Origin of the sequence: Variovorax sp. R-27 (assembly GCF_049913215.1) — a bacterium.
In the GTDB taxonomy this organism is placed as follows: domain Bacteria; phylum Pseudomonadota; class Gammaproteobacteria; order Burkholderiales; family Burkholderiaceae_C; genus Variovorax.
In genome coordinates, this window is the sequence record NZ_CP183984.1 from 6,005,775 (window position 1) to 6,022,000 (window position 16,226).

At 64.1% G+C, this 16,226-nt stretch carries 18 protein-coding genes, 1 tRNA gene and 1 pseudogene; 14 read left to right on the forward strand and 6 right to left on the reverse strand.

The window, feature by feature from the left end; all coding sequences use genetic code 11:
* Positions 1-61 precede the first annotated feature (61 nt).
* The 3 genes from ACN9MV_RS28175 to ACN9MV_RS28185 are packed head-to-tail and all read left to right on the forward strand — an operon-like array spanning position 62 to position 3,800.
* Complete coding sequence (locus ACN9MV_RS28175; RefSeq protein WP_426390441.1) at positions 62-1,189, forward strand: FAD-dependent monooxygenase; 1,128 nt, start codon at positions 62-64, stop codon at positions 1,187-1,189.
* A 41-nt stretch (positions 1,190-1,230) separates the two neighbouring features.
* A complete protein-coding gene (locus tag ACN9MV_RS28180) occupies positions 1,231-1,953 on the forward strand; it encodes a DsbC family protein (protein ID WP_093078462.1) in 723 nt (240 codons plus the stop codon).
* Positions 1,953-3,800: a M61 family metallopeptidase gene (locus ACN9MV_RS28185; RefSeq protein WP_426390442.1), complete on the forward strand. Its 1,848-nt coding sequence runs from the start codon at positions 1,953-1,955 to the stop codon at positions 3,798-3,800. The genes ACN9MV_RS28180 and ACN9MV_RS28185 overlap by 1 nt, the downstream gene beginning before the upstream one ends.
* On the opposite strand, the gene ACN9MV_RS28190 is transcribed toward ACN9MV_RS28185, so the two are convergent.
* Both ACN9MV_RS28190 and ACN9MV_RS28195 read right to left on the reverse strand, forming a co-directional pair.
* Positions 3,797-4,381, reverse strand: coding sequence for a DUF2325 domain-containing protein (locus tag ACN9MV_RS28190; protein WP_426390443.1), 585 nt, complete (start codon positions 4,379-4,381; stop codon positions 3,797-3,799). The two genes, ACN9MV_RS28185 and ACN9MV_RS28190, sit on opposite strands and share 4 nt — an antisense overlap.
* Before the next feature lie 73 nt (positions 4,382-4,454).
* A complete protein-coding gene (locus ACN9MV_RS28195; protein ID WP_426390444.1) occupies positions 4,455-4,790 on the reverse strand; it encodes an SMR family transporter in 336 nt (111 codons plus the stop codon).
* 98 nt (positions 4,791-4,888) lie between these two features.
* On the opposite strand from ACN9MV_RS28195, the gene ACN9MV_RS28200 reads away from it, so the two are divergent.
* Entirely contained in the window at positions 4,889-5,668 is a 780-nt protein-coding gene (locus ACN9MV_RS28200) for an enoyl-CoA hydratase (RefSeq protein WP_426390445.1), read from the forward strand.
* A 5-nt stretch (positions 5,669-5,673) separates the two neighbouring features.
* Here ACN9MV_RS28200 and ACN9MV_RS28205 read toward each other — a convergent pair whose 3' ends face one another.
* Together ACN9MV_RS28205 and ACN9MV_RS28210 are read right to left on the reverse strand one after the other, a co-directional pair.
* Positions 5,674-6,906, reverse strand: coding sequence for a hypothetical protein (locus ACN9MV_RS28205; protein WP_426390446.1), 1,233 nt, complete (start codon positions 6,904-6,906; stop codon positions 5,674-5,676).
* Entirely contained in the window at positions 6,903-7,568 is a 666-nt protein-coding gene (locus ACN9MV_RS28210; RefSeq protein ID WP_426390447.1) for a sigma-70 family RNA polymerase sigma factor, read from the reverse strand. The genes ACN9MV_RS28205 and ACN9MV_RS28210 overlap by 4 nt, the downstream gene beginning before the upstream one ends.
* A 135-nt stretch (positions 7,569-7,703) precedes the next feature.
* Between ACN9MV_RS28210 and ACN9MV_RS28215 the strand changes: the two genes are divergently transcribed.
* Both ACN9MV_RS28215 and ACN9MV_RS28220 read left to right on the forward strand, forming a co-directional pair.
* Complete coding sequence (locus ACN9MV_RS28215) at positions 7,704-9,203, forward strand: VWA domain-containing protein (protein WP_426390448.1); 1,500 nt, start codon at positions 7,704-7,706, stop codon at positions 9,201-9,203.
* 54 nt (positions 9,204-9,257) lie between these two features.
* Positions 9,258-9,334 (forward strand) — tRNA-Met (locus ACN9MV_RS28220).
* A 415-nt stretch (positions 9,335-9,749) separates the two neighbouring features.
* On the opposite strand, the pseudogene ACN9MV_RS28225 reads toward ACN9MV_RS28220, so the two are convergent.
* Positions 9,750-10,373, reverse strand: a pseudogene (locus ACN9MV_RS28225) (tyrosine-type recombinase/integrase).
* A 527-nt stretch (positions 10,374-10,900) separates the two neighbouring features.
* Between ACN9MV_RS28225 and ACN9MV_RS28230 the strand changes: the two are divergent.
* The 3 genes from ACN9MV_RS28230 (at position 10,901) to ACN9MV_RS28240 (ending at position 12,488) form a co-directional block, all read left to right on the forward strand.
* Positions 10,901-11,293 (forward strand): DUF5071 domain-containing protein, encoded by a 393-nt coding sequence (locus ACN9MV_RS28230; protein ID WP_426390449.1) that lies wholly within the window; start codon positions 10,901-10,903, stop codon positions 11,291-11,293.
* 173 nt (positions 11,294-11,466) lie between these two features.
* A complete protein-coding gene (locus tag ACN9MV_RS28235; protein WP_426390450.1) occupies positions 11,467-11,844 on the forward strand; it encodes a DUF4288 domain-containing protein in 378 nt (125 codons plus the stop codon).
* A 137-nt stretch (positions 11,845-11,981) separates the two neighbouring features.
* A complete protein-coding gene (locus ACN9MV_RS28240) occupies positions 11,982-12,488 on the forward strand; it encodes a tyrosine-protein phosphatase (protein WP_426390451.1) in 507 nt (168 codons plus the stop codon).
* A gap of 38 nt (positions 12,489-12,526) precedes the next feature.
* Here the strand turns inward: ACN9MV_RS28240 and ACN9MV_RS28245 are convergent, their stop codons facing one another.
* Positions 12,527-12,796, reverse strand: a complete 270-nt coding sequence (locus ACN9MV_RS28245) for a hypothetical protein (RefSeq protein WP_426390452.1) — start codon at positions 12,794-12,796, stop codon at positions 12,527-12,529.
* Between the two features lie 501 nt (positions 12,797-13,297).
* Here ACN9MV_RS28245 and ACN9MV_RS28250 point away from each other — a divergent pair.
* The 5 genes from ACN9MV_RS28250 to ACN9MV_RS28270 all read left to right on the forward strand — a co-directional run bounded on the left by ACN9MV_RS28250 (position 13,298) and on the right by ACN9MV_RS28270 (position 16,223).
* The gene (locus ACN9MV_RS28250) at positions 13,298-13,582 is read left to right on the forward strand and encodes a hypothetical protein (protein ID WP_426390453.1); all 285 of its coding nucleotides are present in this window, start codon (positions 13,298-13,300) and stop codon (positions 13,580-13,582) included.
* A 48-nt stretch (positions 13,583-13,630) separates the two neighbouring features.
* Positions 13,631-14,032, forward strand: coding sequence for a hypothetical protein (locus ACN9MV_RS28255; RefSeq protein ID WP_426390454.1), 402 nt, complete (start codon positions 13,631-13,633; stop codon positions 14,030-14,032).
* 758 nt (positions 14,033-14,790) lie between these two features.
* Entirely contained in the window at positions 14,791-15,006 is a 216-nt protein-coding gene (locus ACN9MV_RS28260; protein ID WP_426390455.1) for a hypothetical protein, read from the forward strand.
* Positions 15,007-15,691: 685 nt separating this feature from the next.
* Complete coding sequence (locus tag ACN9MV_RS28265) at positions 15,692-15,895, forward strand: hypothetical protein (RefSeq protein ID WP_426390456.1); 204 nt, start codon at positions 15,692-15,694, stop codon at positions 15,893-15,895.
* A 7-nt stretch (positions 15,896-15,902) separates the two neighbouring features.
* Positions 15,903-16,223, forward strand: a complete 321-nt coding sequence (locus ACN9MV_RS28270) for a hypothetical protein (RefSeq protein WP_426390457.1) — start codon at positions 15,903-15,905, stop codon at positions 16,221-16,223.
* Positions 16,224-16,226 lie beyond the last annotated feature (3 nt).

The window sequence follows — 16,226 nt, forward strand, 5'->3', positions numbered from 1 at the left end:
CTTGGCACCCCGGGGGAAAGGCGCCGGGCGCGGGCTGGCGGGCAACTCCTACAATCGATTCATGGCCCTCCCCCCAGAAGTTTGCATTCGCGGCGCCGGCATCGTCGGCCGTACGCTGGCCCTGCTGCTCGCGCGCGAGCGTGTGCGCGTCGCGTTGGTGGTGCCGCCGGCCACGCAGGGCAAGGAAGACATCCGCGCCTACGCGCTCAACACCGCCTCCCGCACGCTGCTCGAATCGCTGCGCGCCTGGCCCGATGGGGCCCATGCCACGGCCGTGCGCGAGATGCTCGTGCATGGCGACGAAGGCGGGCGGGTGCAGTTCAGCGCCGCGCGCCAGAAGGTCGACGCGCTGGCCTGGATCGTCGACGTGCCCGCGCTCGAACAGCAACTGGCCGACGCGGTGCGCTTCCAGCCCCTGATCGAAGTGGTGACCGAGCCGGTGACCGCTCCGCTCACCGTCGTGTGCGAAGGCAAGGCCAGCACCACGCGAGAAGCCCTCGGCGTGAGCTACGAGGTCACGCGCTATCCGCAGCATGCGATCGCGGCGCGCCTGGAGGCCGAGCAGTCGCACGACGGCATCGCGCGCCAGTGGTTCAACGACAAGGGCGAAGTGCTCGCGCTGCTGCCGCTCGGCGGCGCGCACGGCAAGACGGTCGCGCTGGTGTGGTCGGTCGATCAGTTGCGCGCGCCAGAACTGCTCGCGCAGGGCAACGACGAATTCAACGCCGCCATCACCGAAGCCAGCCACAACGCGCTCGGCGCGCTCAAGCTCACGAGCGAGCGCGGCGCCTGGCCGCTGGCCCGCGCCATCGCCGACCGCTGGACCGGCGCCATGCCCGGGCAGCCGACTCGCTCCTGGGCACTGGCGGGCGATGCGGCCCACACGGTGCACCCACTCGCGGGCCAGGGCCTGAACCTGGGCCTGGCCGATGCGGCCGCGCTGGCCGACGTGATCAAGAACCGCGACTACTGGCGTAGCGTGGGCGATGCGCGCCTGCTGCGCCGCTACGAACGCGCCCGCCGCGCCGACGTACTGCAGATGAGCCTGGCGACCGACGGGCTGCAGCAACTCTTTGCGCACAACCTGGGTCCGCTTCCTGCATTGCGCAACTGGGGCATGCGCGGCTTCGACCGCACGCGCCTCGTCAAGCGCTGGATCACGGCGCAGGCCATGGGCCTGAAGGCCTGACACCCCGCCCCTCTTTTAGAACCGAACCAACGGATCTCCCGATGACACTCGTACGCAACCTCCTACTCGCCGCCTGCACGCTGGGCGCGGTCGTGGCCGCCACAGCCGGCGAAGCCGAGATCCGCAAGAACCTGCCCGCACGCATTCCGCAGTTCCCGGCCATCGACGAAGTGTCGAAGTCGCCGATTCCGGGTGTCTACGAAGTGCGCGTGAACGGCTCGCAGATCTTCTACACCGACGAGCAGGGCAACTACCTCATCCAGGGCAACCTGATCGACGTGAAGTCGCGCAAGAACCTGACCGAAGAGCGCGTGGAAAAACTCAGCGCGGTCGCCTTCGACCAGTTGCCGCTGAAGGACTCGATCAAGATCGTGCGCGGCAACGGCAAGCGCAAGCTCGCGGTGTTCGAAGACCCGAACTGCGGCTACTGCAAGCGCTTCGAGAAGGACATGAAGACGGTCGACAACGTCACCGTGTACCTGTTCCTGTACCCGGTGCTCGGCCCCGATTCGAACATCAAGTCGCGCGACATCTGGTGCAGCAAGGACAAGGGCAAGGCCTGGGGCGACTGGATGGAGTCGAGCACCCGTCCCACCACCGCGCCTAACGGCTGCGACGTGACCGCGCTGCAGCGCAACGTCGAGTTCGGCCGCAAGTACAACATCACAGGCACGCCCACGCTGATCTTCAGCGACGGTACCCGCACGCCCGGCGCCATTCCCGCAGAGCAGGTCGAGAAGCAACTCGCCGCTTCGTCCAGCTGATGGCGACGAAGACCGTTTCGCGGCGCGCCGCCGCTGTCGCCGCACCCGTGGCGGGCGTGCGCTATCGCGTCGAATGCGCGGACCTGCACGCGCATCTATTCAGTGTCACGCTCACCATCGACGCGCCCGCCGCGCAGCAGCACGTGTCGCTGCCGGTGTGGATTCCCGGTAGCTACCTGGTCCGCGAATTCGCCAAGAACCTGCAGGGCCTGCGCGCCACGCAGGGCCGCCGCAAGCCGGCGCTGATGCAGCTCGACAAATGCAGCTGGCTCGTCGAATGCACGCCCGGCCAGCCGCTGGTACTGCACTACCAGGTCTGCGCGTACGACAACTCGGTGCGCACCGCCTGGCTCGATGCCGAGCGCGGCTTCTTCAACGGCACCAGCGTTTGCCTGCGCGTAGAAGGCCAGACCGAGGCGCCGCATGCGCTGGAGATCGTCGCACCCAAGCTGGCCGACGACGCCGCGCGCTGGTCGTGCGCCACCGCCCTCGTGCCGCTGAAGGCCGACAAGCATGGCTTCGGCAACTACCACGCATCAGGCTACGACGAGCTGGCCGACAGCCCGGTCGAGCTGGGTACCTTCTGGAGTGCCGAATTCGAAGCCTGCGGCGTGCCGCACCGCTTCGTGATTGCCGGTGCCGCTGCATCTTTCGATGGCGAGAGGTTGATCGCCGACACAAAGGCGATCTGCGAAGCCGAGATGCGCTTCTGGCACGGCGACAAGGTCGGCAAGCGCGGCGGACCGAAGCCGCCGATCGACCGCTACGTGTTCATGCTCAACGCCGTCGACGACGGTTATGGCGGACTCGAACACCGCCATTCGACCGCGCTGATCTGCAACCGCCGCGACCTTCCGCAGCGCGGCGAAAAGAAGAAGCAGCCCGACGGCTACACCACGCTGATGGGCCTCATCAGCCACGAGTACTTCCACACCTGGAACGTCAAGCGCATGCGGCCGGCCGAGTTTGCGCGCTACGACTACAGCCAGGAGAACTACACGCAGCTGCTGTGGTTCTTCGAAGGCTTCACCAGCTACTACGACGACCTGCTGCTGCGCCGCGCCGGTCGCATCGACGACGCAGCCTACCTGCGCCTGCTGAACAAGACCATCAACCAGGTCATGCAGACGCCGGGCCGACTGGTGCAGCCGGTGGCCGACGCGAGCTTCGACGCCTGGGTCAAGTACTACCGCCAGGACGAGCAGACGCCCAACAGCACGGTGAGCTACTACACCAAGGGCGCGCTGGTGGCGCTTTGCTTCGACCTCACGCTGCGCCATGAAGGCAAGGGCTCGCTCGACGACGTAATGCGCCACCTGTGGACGCACAGCAGTGGTGGGCCGATCAGCGAGGCCGACATTGCAGCGGCGCTCGAGGCCGTGAGCGGCCGCTCGTACACGGCGGAGTTGGCGCGCTGGGTGCATTCGACCGAGGAGCTTCCGCTCGCGCAATTGCTGCGCGCGCACGGCGTTGCCACGCTGGAGGACCCGTCGCAGCAGGCGCAGGCGTTGGGCCTGCGCGTGGCCGAGGCCAGCGGCAGCGTTCAGGTGAAGGTGGTGTTGCGGGGCGGGGCGGCCGAGAAGGCCGGCTTCTCCGCAAACGACGAGTGGATCGGCATCGAGTTGCCTGCTGCCGGCAAGAAGGGCCAGCAGCAGGCTGCGCAGGCCTGGCGCATGGCCAAGCTCGACGACCTGGCGCTGTACCTGGGCGATGCGACGAAGTGCACGGCCATCGTGGCGCGCGACCGCAAGCTGATCAGGCTGCCGCTGGTGTTGCCTGTCGGAGTGACCACCTGGCGCCTGTTCTCGCACGACGCCACGAAGGTGGCGGGCTGGTTGGCCGGCTAGGCGTTTTCCGCCGCTGCCGGCTGCCGCACGAAGAGCATCGGCTGCGGTTCACCGACCAGTACGCAGGGCTTGCCGGTGCGTCGGCAGTGGTCTTGCACGCGCCAGTAGGCACCATGGCTCACGCAGCCGGTCTGGCAGATCACGAGATCGGCCGCGCGCAGGCTGGCTTCGAGCGCAGGATCGTCCGCATCGTCTCCGCCGTCGTGGTGCAGGTAGCGGCCGCCGGCAATCTCGACCAGCTGGCGCGCGAGCGAAGGCGCCTCGTCTTCATGGCCGACGCACAGCACGGCCTTCTCGCGCAGATCGGCGGGTGCTTCCAGCCGGGGCGGTCGCAAATGCCGCCGGCTGCCCGGTGACAGCAGCGCATTCAGCCGCTTGGGCAGCGCCCCGCCCGCGGCGGCGCGCGCGGCCAGCTCCTCTCTCACGATGGCAATGGCCGAGTCGCGCGCCACCAAGGCGCCGCGCAAACGCACGATCTGCGCTTCGAGCCTTTCGACGAGCGCGGCCTGCTCGACCAGCAGGCGCGAGCAGCGCTCCTGCACGCGGGCATAGGCCCGCAGCAACACGGCATGTTCTTGCATCGGGAACTCCATGGCGGGCATTCTAGATGAGAATAGTTCTCAACTGAAAGCCACATGTGCCGAGCAGGGTCGCTCAGTGGGAAACCGACTTCGAAAACACGTTCACCACCGCCACGCCCGCGATGATCAGCGCGAGCCCCGCAATGGCCGGCCCGTCGAGCTTCTGTCCGAACCACAGCCAGCCCACCAGCGAGATCAGCACGATGCCCACGCCGGACCAGATCGCATAGGCGATGCCCGTGGGGATGGTGCGCAGCGTGAGCGAGAGAAAGAAGAACGCAATCACATAGCCCACCACCGAGGCCAGCGTGGGCCACAGCCGGGTGAAGCCCTCGGACCCCTTGAGGAAACTGGTGGCGATCACTTCGGCCACGATGGCGACGAACAGGTAGGCGTAGTTGGAACTCATGGCGGGCACTCTATGGGAACTCGCAATGCCCCGCCACCCGCGCCGGCCATGCTGGGTATAGTGAAGCGCGTTTTTCTTCCCCTTCCCCCGGAGACACCATGAGCTACGAAAACATCGAAGTGCGGACCGAAGCAGGCAAGGTCGGCATCATCACCCTCAACCGCCCGAAGGCCCTGAATGCGCTCAACGACGCGCTCATGACCGAGCTGGGCCAGGCCCTGAAGGCCTTCGATGCGGACGACGCCATCGGCTGCATCATCCTCACGGGCAGCGAGCGCGCCTTCGCGGCCGGCGCAGACATCGCGGCGATGGCCAAGTACAGCTTCATCGACACCTACAAAGGCGACTACATCACGCGCAACTGGGAAACCATCCGCTCGATCCGCAAGCCCGTGATCGGCGCGGTGGCCGGCTTCGCGCTGGGCGGCGGCTGCGAGCTGGCGATGATGTGCGACTTCATCATCGCGGCCGACAACGCGAAGTTCGGCCAGCCCGAAATCAAGATCGGCGTGATCCCCGGCGCCGGGGGCACGCAGCGCCTGCCACGCGCAGTGGGCAAGAGCAAGGCCATGGACATGGTGCTCACGGCCCGCATGATGGACGCCGCCGAAGCCGAGCGCGCCGGCCTCGTGAGCCGCGTGGTGCCTTTCGAAAAGCTCGCCGACGAGGCGCTGGGCGCGGCGCTGATCATCTGCAGCTACTCGCAGATCTCGGTGATGGCGGCGAAGGAATCGGTCAACCGCGCCTTCGAAAGCGGCCTGAGCGACGGCGTGATGTTCGAGCGCCGGCTGTTCCACGCGCTGTTCGCCACCGTCGACCAGAAGGAAGGCATGGACGCCTTCCTCAACAAGCGCGCGCCGGATTTCAAGAACGCCTGATCTGATCAGCGCGTAAGCAGCGAGCGCAGCGCATCGAGCGCCTGCGCTGGTGGCGTGCCGACGAGAGCCGCGCCGCCGGGCTGCGATGTCCAGCGCACCTGGCCGCCGGCGATTTCCAGCACGGCGACCAGCGCATTGCCCCGGTACAGCTCGAGCCGCGCCTCAACCGGTGCGGCGAGCGGTTCATCGGGCGACGTGGCCGAACGCGCCACGGTGCTCACGAGCGCCGGCAGGCCTTCGATATCGCCGCGCTCGTGGCGCACGCTGGCGCCTGAACGCGTGAAGTTGAAGGACGTCCATCGCTCCAGCGCCGAGAAGGACGCCGCTGCGCTCCGAGGCCTTGTCATGGCCTTGGCGGCAGCGCCCGGCGCGGTCGAACTCAGTCCGCCGGAAAGTTCGGCGCTGGCGCTGTCCTGGTTCGCGGGTGCGGCGGCTGGTGGCGGTGGCGCTGCCGGCGCGGGCGCTCCTGCTGCATAAGCGCTTCGCCGTTCGTTTTCCACGCGGGCTTCGCGGCGTTCATCGCGCAAGACGGGTGCGGGTGCGGATTGCTCGGCCACGATGGCAGGCGGTGTCGAAGGTGTGACCGGCTCGGCGGGCGCGACGGGCGCAGGAGCCGCCTGCTTGAGAGATGGCTTCGGCGCAGCACGCTGGAGAGCATCTGCGCTCGCCGCATCGGCGGCCTTTTTCGGGGAAGAAGAATCGCGCGGGGCCGGGGTCTTGGCGCGTTGCTCCGCGGCAGGCGCTGCGGGGGCTTGCGCAACGACTGGTGGCGGCGCGGCGGCGGCTGCCGGCGCTTCGGCTGGAGGCGCGGCCTCCGCGGACGCTTGCGCCGGAGCCGTTGCAGGCGGCGCCACCGGCGCCGGCGCTTGCGCAGTCGCCCCGCCCACGCGGGCTTCACCATCGAGTCGCGCATCGGGCACAGGCTCGCGATGCCACAGCACCGCCGCGAAACCAGCCACCAGCACCGTCGCGAAAGCCGCGTTCCACGGCATGCGCGCACGCGGCTCGCCGCCACCGCCGAAGAGGCGGCGCCACCACGGCGCGGCGCTCGCGCTGTTGGCGGCAGGGCTCGCTGTCACCGGCGCCTCGGCAAGGTTGTGCGCCATCTTCAGGATCGCGTCGCGCGTGCGCGGATCGGGCCTGGCATCACTGTCGGGCGCATGGTCCAGCGCGCGGCGCAGCGCGGGGTCGCGCAGATCGCCGTTGTTGTCGTCGAACCCGGTGTCATTGCCGCTCATGCCCGTTGCTCCAGCACCGACAGATAGCGCTCCATGCAGCCGCGCAGTTTTTGCAAGCCATAGCGCAGGCGGCTGCGCACGGTCTCGAAACCGATCTCCAGGCTCGCGGCCAGCGCCTCGACGGTCAGGCCGTCTTCATGGTGCAGCAGGAACGCGGCGCGTTGATCGACCGGCAGTTCGTCGAGGCAAGCCAGCAGGCGACGGCCCGCGGCACGCCAGAACGCCAGCTCTTCGGCCGACGGGTGCGCCGCCGCATCGACCGCACCGCGCACGCCGCGGTCGAGCATGGGCACGGGTTCGCCGTCATCGTCCGGGTGCGCATCGAGCGTCACTTCGCGCCCGCTCACGCGCAGCCGGTCCATCGCCAGGTTGTGCGCGATGGTGAAGGCCCAGGTGCGCCACGTCGCGCCCTGCGGCGAGAAGCTGTCGCGCGCCGAGATGATCCGCACCCAGGTGTCCTGGAATACCTCGTCGGCCTGCGCCACGAGCCGCGCGCCCAGCAGCCGCTTGACGAAGCGGAACAGTCCGCCTTCGTGGCGCGCGTAGAGCACGTCGAACGCGGCGGCGTCACCCTGCGCGTAGGCCAGCATCAACTGGTCGTCGGGCATGGCCTGGCGCTCGGGGGCGTTCTTGGCGGAAGGGGCGCGGGGAAGCGCGGACATCGAAGGATTTTCACCCCAGCTTGTACGGGCGGCGGACCGCACCGGGGTTCGGGGCGGCAAAGAAAGTCGGCGAGCTCAACCCCGCTGGCGGTGGTCGGCCGTATCAGCCTGCACTCAACCACCCGGAGTGCTTCCATGACCCAAGCTTTCGTTCCCAGGTTTCGCCGCCCGCTCGTCGTACTGCTGTGCGCTCAACTGCTCCTGACCGCCTGCGGCGCCACCGAGCCCCCTGCCGTTGCCGGCGCCACGCGCTGGCCCACGCCCGCACCCGACAGCCGCCTGCAGGTGGCGCAGACGGTGCCGAACTTCGAGGCGCCGTCAGCCACGCACTGCGCAAGGCCAGTCCAGACCTACGAGACACCGGGCATGGCGCGCGTCGCACGCGACCGGCGCGAGCTTGCGGACACCGACGCGATGAAGGACTACAGCCTGCGCCGGCCCGGCTCGCCGTCGGTCTCGGCCGCGAAATCAATGCCGGCACCCGCCGCCGAGCCCCTTGCCAGCGCCATCGCTGAAGCTGCTGCGCCAGCCGCGCCCGCAGCGCCGCGCATAAGCGGCGGCCTTCAGCCACCAGCCCAGGCCCCGCGCCCCGCCAACGAACCCGTCACCGCCGGCATGGTCGACGACAACGCCGACTTCAGCGAATACCTGGCCTTCCGCGGCCGCACGCAGGTCGTCCACCGCGAGCGCGACATCAGCGCGCGCTACCTCCTCCAGGTGCGCGACGCCCGCGGTGCGGTCGTGCCCGATGCCGAAGTGGCGGTGCAGGCCGCGAACGGCGCTGCCATGTGGGCCCGCACCGACGCGGGCGGGCGCGCCTGGCTGCATCCGAACGCCTTCGACAAGGCGCAGAGCCCGGTGTACGAAGTGACCGTGCGCAAGAACGGCCGCCAGAGCACCGCCTTCCTGCAGCGCGGCCAGAAGAACGCCGTCGACGTCGTGCTCGACGGCAAGCCCGGCGCTGCCCCCGCGCGCGCCAGGCTCGACCTGGTCTTCCTGATCGACGCCACCGGCTCGATGGACGACGAGATCGCGAAGCTCAAGACCACGCTGCGCACCATCGCCGACCAGGTCGCCAGGCTGCCGAGCCGCCCCGACACCTGTTTCGGCCTGGTGGCGTACCGCGACCGTACCGACGAATTTCTCGTGCGCCGCCACGACTTCACCAACGACCTCAACGCCTTCCAGGGCGTGCTCGATGCGCTGCGTGCTGCAGGCGGCGGCGACTACCCCGAGGCGATGAACGAGGCCCTGAACGAAACCATCCACAAGATGAGCTGGCGCGGCAACGGCACCACGCGCCTCGTGGTGCTGCTGGCCGACGCCCCGCCGCACCTCGACTACGGCGGCCCGCAATACGACGACGACATGGTCGCCGCGCTGGGCAAGGGCATCAAGGTGTTGAGCGTGGGCGCATCGGGGCTCGACAAGCAGGGCGAATACATCCAGCGCCAGATCGCGCAATACACCGGCGGGCGCTTCGTGTTCCTGACCTACAAGGAAGCGACGAACCCGGCGAGCGGCCCGGGAACGCAGACCGTGCATGACGTCGGCAACTACTCGGTGCAGACGCTGGACAAGCTGATCGTGCGGCTCGTTTCCGAAGAATTGGGCAAGTTGCCCGCGGGTAGTTGAACTGGGCCCTCAGCCTGGGCTATAATTTTGGGCTCGGTGCAAATCAGCACTGACGGCTCTTTAGCTCAGTCGGTTAGAGCGATGGAATCATAATCCACAGGTCCGCGGTTCGAGTCCGTGAAGAGCCACCAACACTACTTCTGCGGTTCTCCGCTTAAGTTCGAAAGCCCTAAGTAAATCAACTACTTAGGGCTTTTTTTATTGTCCTTGCTTCCGCATTGGTCCGGGTGCTTCCGAGGCATTGTGCAGTAACTAGATCAGTAACCTCTCTTTTGCGACTGGAAGCTAATGAAAGTTACTGCTGCGCGATCCCGGATCGTCGATTTGCTCATGCGCAGCGTTGCCGCTGCTGGTCAGATTCCTTGGGCTGCCAATCAGGCAAGCCTTTCCGTTCACAGATCCGGTCAGCTTGAGACTGGTTGCTGTCAGTCGGCGCGGCCCGCTGAATGTCTACTGTGCGCCGCAATCGAGCCATCCGACAGCGCATTGATCCGCCTCACCGCCGCAGCAAGGCGGACTGATCTGCGCTGCTCAATCGACGCTCGCTCAGATTTCTGTCTGCTCCGAGATCTCCAGGGCATCATCCACCTCGATGCCCAGGTATCTGACGGTCGACTCAAGCTTGGAGTGGCCGAGCAGCAACTGCACCGCGCGGAGGTTCCTCGTCCGCCGCTAGATCAGCGTCGCCTTCGTCCGTCGCATCGAGTGCGTTCCATAGTCGGCAGGATCTAGTCCAAGCTGTCTGACCCAGCCACCCAGAATTCGGGCGTACTGCCGGGTGCCGAGGTGCGGCGAGCCGTGCATTCGGCTCGGGAACAGGAAGTCGTCCGATCGCAGGCCGGTGCGCTGGATCCACGCATGCACAGCCTCTCGGGTCCCGGGCGTGAGCTCAAACTGCACCGGACGCTGGGTCTTGTGCTGCATCACCGTCGCCCGTGGTGCAACCTGCTCCCCGTGGCAGACGTCCCTGACCTTCAGGCTGACAAGATCGCAGCCGCGCAGCTTGCTGTCCAGGCCCAAGTTGAAGAGAGCCAGCTCGCGCACTCGGCCCTCCAGTTGCAGCCGCACCCGCAGCGCCCAAATGTCCTTGAGCTTGAAAGGGGCCTTCTGGCCGACGATCTTGCCCTTGTTCCAGGGCGCGCGGCAGGTTGCAGTGTTTGCAGATCCCATGATGGTCTCCCATCGAGTTGAGGGAGCCTGAGCATGCGCGCGCCGGGTTGGAGCCGTCCTTAACGCCGCGCCTGCTTCACCGGATTAGGAATCAGCTTTCGCGGCTATGTTTGACCTACGGTGGCAAGGGGCACAATCGGCCACGAGCAGACATCCAAACTGATCATGAAGGCAATTGCACGAGAGGGTACATGGCTGTACGACGGACAAGTTCCTACGGGTGTTCGTGTTGTGCAGTGCAGCGTCCGCTACGGAACAGGAGATCGCCAAGATCCGCCAGAAATCTGCAACGACTCCTTGGTCGCTGGTTTCGATGTCCAGTGGGCGTCTCCAACGTCACCAAGTACATATCCCGTACACGCATCCGCGGTATTCCCCACGCTTGCCGAGGCCGTCGCGTATGCGGAAGGCACGGCCTGGGCCGCAGGATCTCTTAAATGGTCGCAGGGGGTCGAGTGATTGCTCTCCAGTTCGGTCGAGCTACTGTTGCCAACCAGTAGTGGCTGTTGAACATGCGGGAGAACTCATTGCCTAAGAAGATGGCCCACTTACTGCCAGTCGACAAGCACGACCTGCCGAAGGCCGAAGCGATCGTCGCTCTTGGTTATCCGGCTGTCGACGCGCTTCTACCTGAGTTGATCGCCTGGATGCAAGACATCAACTGGCCTGTCGCGAAGGTCTTGATTCCCTTTCTGGCTGGCATCGGTGAACCACTGGCACCTCATCTGCGCATGATCTTCGAGTCTGAAGACCACATCTGGAAGTACTGGGTGCTCGACAAACTTGTCGCTCCGTCACCCAGGCTCGCAGTGGCCGTCGGGCCGTACCTTTTGCGCCTGGCCTTGAACCCGAGCCCGCGAGAAAGCGAGGAAGGGGTTGATGAGATTGCTCGAAGGATCCTAGCGGAGAACGCCACCTGAGTAGGCCAGTACAACGTCTTTCGGATGTCTGTTATCGAGGATCGGGGAAGTCTCTTTGGGGTCCTGTGGCGCCGACTGCCCTTCGGCTACAGTCGGCCACAACCCGTCGTTCAGGGCTTCGGTGAACGGCTGACGCTCTACTCGTTCCGGGCCGCCGAGGCGAAAACCCTTGTATGAAACACGACAAGAATCTCTCACCGGTAGGCTGGTACGTGGTTTCGTACCTGCTTCGCTTTGTGGAGCTGAATGACGACAGAAAGGACGATGACGAAGCTCGATTTCTATCGTGGGAGAACACAATTCTTGTACGTGCGCGGAACCTTGACGATGCTTACGAGAAGGGCATGACGGTTGCTCGCGAGAATGTGAAACCATACACAGGTGGACCGGATGGCGTACCTGTTCAATGGAAGTTGGTGGGTATCACCGATGTGCTTCCAATCTACGAGAAGCTGAGAGACGGGGCGGAAATCCTATGGACTGAGCGCGCCCCTCGAAAGCTCAAGAATCTCAAGCAAATGGTTGGGCCAAAGGGGTCGTTCCGACAGTAGCCGCTAGCCCCAATGCCCGAGGCGGCGACCGGCTACAGTCGGCCAAAACCGGTCGGTCGCCACGACGGGCAAAATTCGGCTGGTAGCTGACGCTCGCGAGGCAGATCGGTCCCTACAACACGTTGGAGCGTTCATTCATGTTTGAGCCATCGCTTCGCTGGGTCGGCGGCATCAATCCTCATCGCTTGGCCCTAATGCCGCGCCCACGTGGTGGCGAATGGCTTCGTGAAGAGGTCGAGGCATGGCGCGGTGCAAAAGTCGAGTGGGTCGTCTCTCTGCTCGAGTCTCACGAGGTTCGCGAACTGGAGCTCAAATCGGAACCCTCCCTGTGTGCCGAACATGGCATTAGGTTCTGGTCCTTCCCCATTGCTGACCGCGGCACGCCGACATCAACACGCGAGCTGTCCGTCTTGCTCGATCAATTGCACTCCGAGATCCTTCAAGGCAAGGCGGTCGCCATTCATTGCCGCGCAGGTATCGGCCGCACCGGGTTGGTAGCTGGCTGCCTGCTTCACTTGCTTGGCGTGCCCGGCAAAGACATTTTTCGCGTGCTCAGCCGCTCTCGCGGCGTGGCGGTCCCTGACACTGCGGAGCAGGCCGAGTGGGTTGAGAGGTACGTCCGTGCACACCCCAAAGAGCTTTAGCCGTGTAACCACGTCGGCACGCGGCCACTACCTGCCGCTCAACCACGTCCGCTTTCTAAGGCATTCGCGATAGCGGCTTCAAGGCTTGCAACCAATGCCTTCGCCTGCTCGACGCTCAACTCGATCTCCGTGTTCGCCACTACACACTCGTCGGTGATCGCTTTGTCGTCGAATTGCTTTTCGGAGATGTCGAGATCAGGATGAATTTCCCAGGTCTCGATGTTGATGTGACCAGGGTGAATATTTGTGACTTCCAAGAATCCCTGTCGATAGCGAACATCGTTCAAGCGAATCTTGCTAGCACCCATGTCAGTAGCTCCTCAGTTGGGAGTGAGAGGATAGCGTTCGTCACCGGCCTCAGTCCGAACTAATGCCCGCTTGGCGGCGTTTCGTCGAGTCGCGGCTACTTCCGGCTTGGGCCCAAAGCTCCGCCGGTCGCAACCGGCTACAGTCGGCCAGAAGCCGCCATTCCCACGGAGCTGCTGATTCAGGCGGTACGCTGAGTGCCCCATCAAGATGAATACCGAAATTTATCTGGTCAACGTATGAGCAAGGAGCCCCTGTGCCGTTGAATGAGCAGCCCGCTTCTGGAGCCCAAGAGCGCCTCGATGTCTGGGTTGATGGGTCCGCCGTCTGCCTCATCGCGGTCGGCTCGCATGGGGACCCGCTTGACCTGGGAGAGCAAGAAGTGGAGGCCCTCATCCAGCGCCTGCAAGACTGTCTCCGAATGGCGCGCGGCGAAAGCCCCAGGGACATAGGCTGAGAGACGCACTCATACAGCTGAAGCTGGCCACAACCAGACCTTCGCCATGACGCCAGAAAATTACCCAGTGGTTGGCAGATTCAAGAACGAAACCGCTTTCGCTATGACGCTGTATCTTGAGATGGTCCCTGAAGAGGTAATCCTTGAGCCTGGCGATGAGGTGGAACTGCTTGCACAACCCACTGACAACCTGCTGCCTCTCGACGTGGCCCCCGTGGGGGACGGTCTCCACATACACGCACACAAAGAGTGGGACCCGGATTGGCACGTCAGATTCAGAGGCCGAGTTATCAAGGCCGGCAATCCAACCCGTCTTTCTGATTACCGCTGAAGCCAAGCATCTGAGATGCTTGCATCGAAACCGCCAGGCGACCGGCCAATGTCGGCCAGAACCGGACATTTCCCGGAGGCGGGCGGCCTGTCTTGCCGCCGCAAACAATGGAGGACTGGCATGTGGAAACGGTCTGAGGTTGACCCGAGCAAGAAGTACCAGGTCGCGCTTTGCGCGTCGCCAAGTGGCAGTAGGTCACATGCACTGCATCCTCTCGAGCATGGCGTCCCCCCGGAGAACACGGTTTTTCTAACTGAAGTTGTGCCCACAGACTTGCTGCTGCGTCGCGATTTCAATGGCATCTCGAAATCGGTTCACGTTGTTGGCGGCAAGCAATACTGGGTGGACGCTCACGGCGTGTGGTTCACCGTGGAAGAAGTGAGTGCCTTGGAGGAAGAGCTCGAGGTGCCCTGGGTTAACGGCGTGCCTCCCCACGTTGCGCCCAAGTGATTCAAGCTTGGAGCTGCTGAGTTCGTAGCAATCGGCGTCCGCTTTGGAGTGGGGCCACAGACGGCTTTGGGCCCGTCCACGACGGCGGCGCGACAGGCTACAGTCGGCCAACAGCGGTCGCCCCAGTTCGCTCTATATATTCGACTCAGCATGAACATATATGCAATGGAGCCATGCGCTCGCGGAACTCATACGGCCTTCACCGTGCAGGAGGGCGGATGTTGCACTGTCGAGATTGATGCAAGTCGGCCAGGGGATATTGCAGCCTTAAGAATTCGCCTCCACTTTCGCGGCTTCGTGCAAGCACGCGTGAACGACCCTGCCGACACGCCCTCTGAGTTTCGTCGCGCATTGAGAGAGCGAAATGACGGGCAGTGGCTCGAGAATTTCGGACAAAGGTATCTTGAAGAGCACGGGCCGAAACTTTGGGTGGTTGCAGTCAAGGGGGTGAAGCACTTTGTCGTTCAGGGCCACGACATGAGTATTGGGCTTCTCGCCCGAGTAGTCGACGCAGAACCAGTGTGATTTCGGCCGTCGGTGTGGATGCCCTGAGAGACCGCTCCTGGGATTTCTGTATGGCCGTTTTGGGCCCTTCGCGCCAACAGTGCGTGAGGCTACAGTCGGCCATGACCGGCCGGTCTACCTCGCCGACAAAAAGCATCCGTAGCGGGAATCAACCGAGGTATGAAGTGAATCGAGCCAGCGCCTACGCAGCACTTTCGGACGAGTTGGAGGCATGCCGCCGGCTACCTCGGCCCATGCTTGTCGAACTGATTGGCTCAAAGCCAGCCTCGAAAGTCATTGTCGTCGACGGTGAGGAACTGCTGCTTGAAGTACAAGCCGCGTGGGCTTCGGCAAAGAGGATGTCCGTTCGAGTTACCGCTATTGCCTACGGCCCTAGCCATCTGCAAACGGAGCGTCTCGAGGAGCATCTGACCATTCCAATTAGCGATGCTGGCGACATCGCTCGCTGACCAGGTCGGCCAATAGCGGATCTTCGTCGCAGCGGCAGAATGGGTCGGCGGACCTTATATTGCGGTATGCCATATCGAGTTCGACTTCCTCAAACGTACCTCTTCGCTCAAGCGTCCAACGCCCATAGCGGACGCTGGACGGCAGAGGTTCTCCGCGCTTGTCATAGGGCGGAGATCAACCCGAGATCTATCGAGATCATCGATGAGGAACAGGCGACCGCTACCGGCGATCTCTCTGGCGTCATCTTGAAGATCTGCGAACAGTTGACCCCTGAAACCATCCAGCGCCTACCCGAGGAGATTCAGGCGACTTGCCCCCAAGGCGTGTCGACCTGGCTGATAAGGGGAGCCTCACCGGCAAACTTCGCCCTCAACTCTGAGGACATCTCGACAGAATATTTCAGGCATGAGTTCGCAGTAGATAGCAACATGATCCACCACACAGAAAGCTGCGCAAGACTGACACAGCGCTCTACCGGCCGAAGCGCGCGAAGCACGGCGCATCGCTCGAGGGCTCTCAACGCCGAAGAGGCGCTCTTCCTCTTGGAGTCCCTTGTGAGGAGCGACTCCGAAGTAGCATAGGTCAGCCCCGTTCGGCCAAATGCGGACCTTGGAACGACGCCTCCAGCCTCGCTGCTCTTGAGCCGCACCATCGCACCCCGGACTTCTAACTGATTGAGGTTGCATGAACAGAGACCAAGCAGTTCAAATCCACGAGAAGGCACTGGCCGCTGTTGAAGCCCTGACATCCGTCCTGCAGGTCATGAAGGAGACTGTCACGGCCGAAGAGTTCGAGAAGCTCAAGAAGGGGGTTGGGCTTTCGATAGGGGCCATCGAGATGCACATCAATGCTCCCCTGCTTCAGTATTTTCCTGACCTTGGGATATGAAGCTGATATGGCGAAGTTCGGCCAGAAGCCGACCTTCGCGACCGCGGTGTGGATCGAAGTATTGAGTAGGGACGGGGAGGACCATTTGATAGAAGAGAAGTACCCGACCGATTGGCTGAAAAAGGTTCCTGCCGTTGTCTTCGGCTCGCTGACGAAGGGGGAGATACGGATCCTTCTGCATCCTGGCAATGGACTTGCTGCTAGCGGTGCTTCGCGTGATGTGCCCGCGGTCAAATTTCCGGCAGGTCTTCACATGCCAAACACGCTCCTCTGGGTCGAACTGGATGAAACCATGAACGTCACCAGAGTGTGGAGGCGGGACACGTGAAGG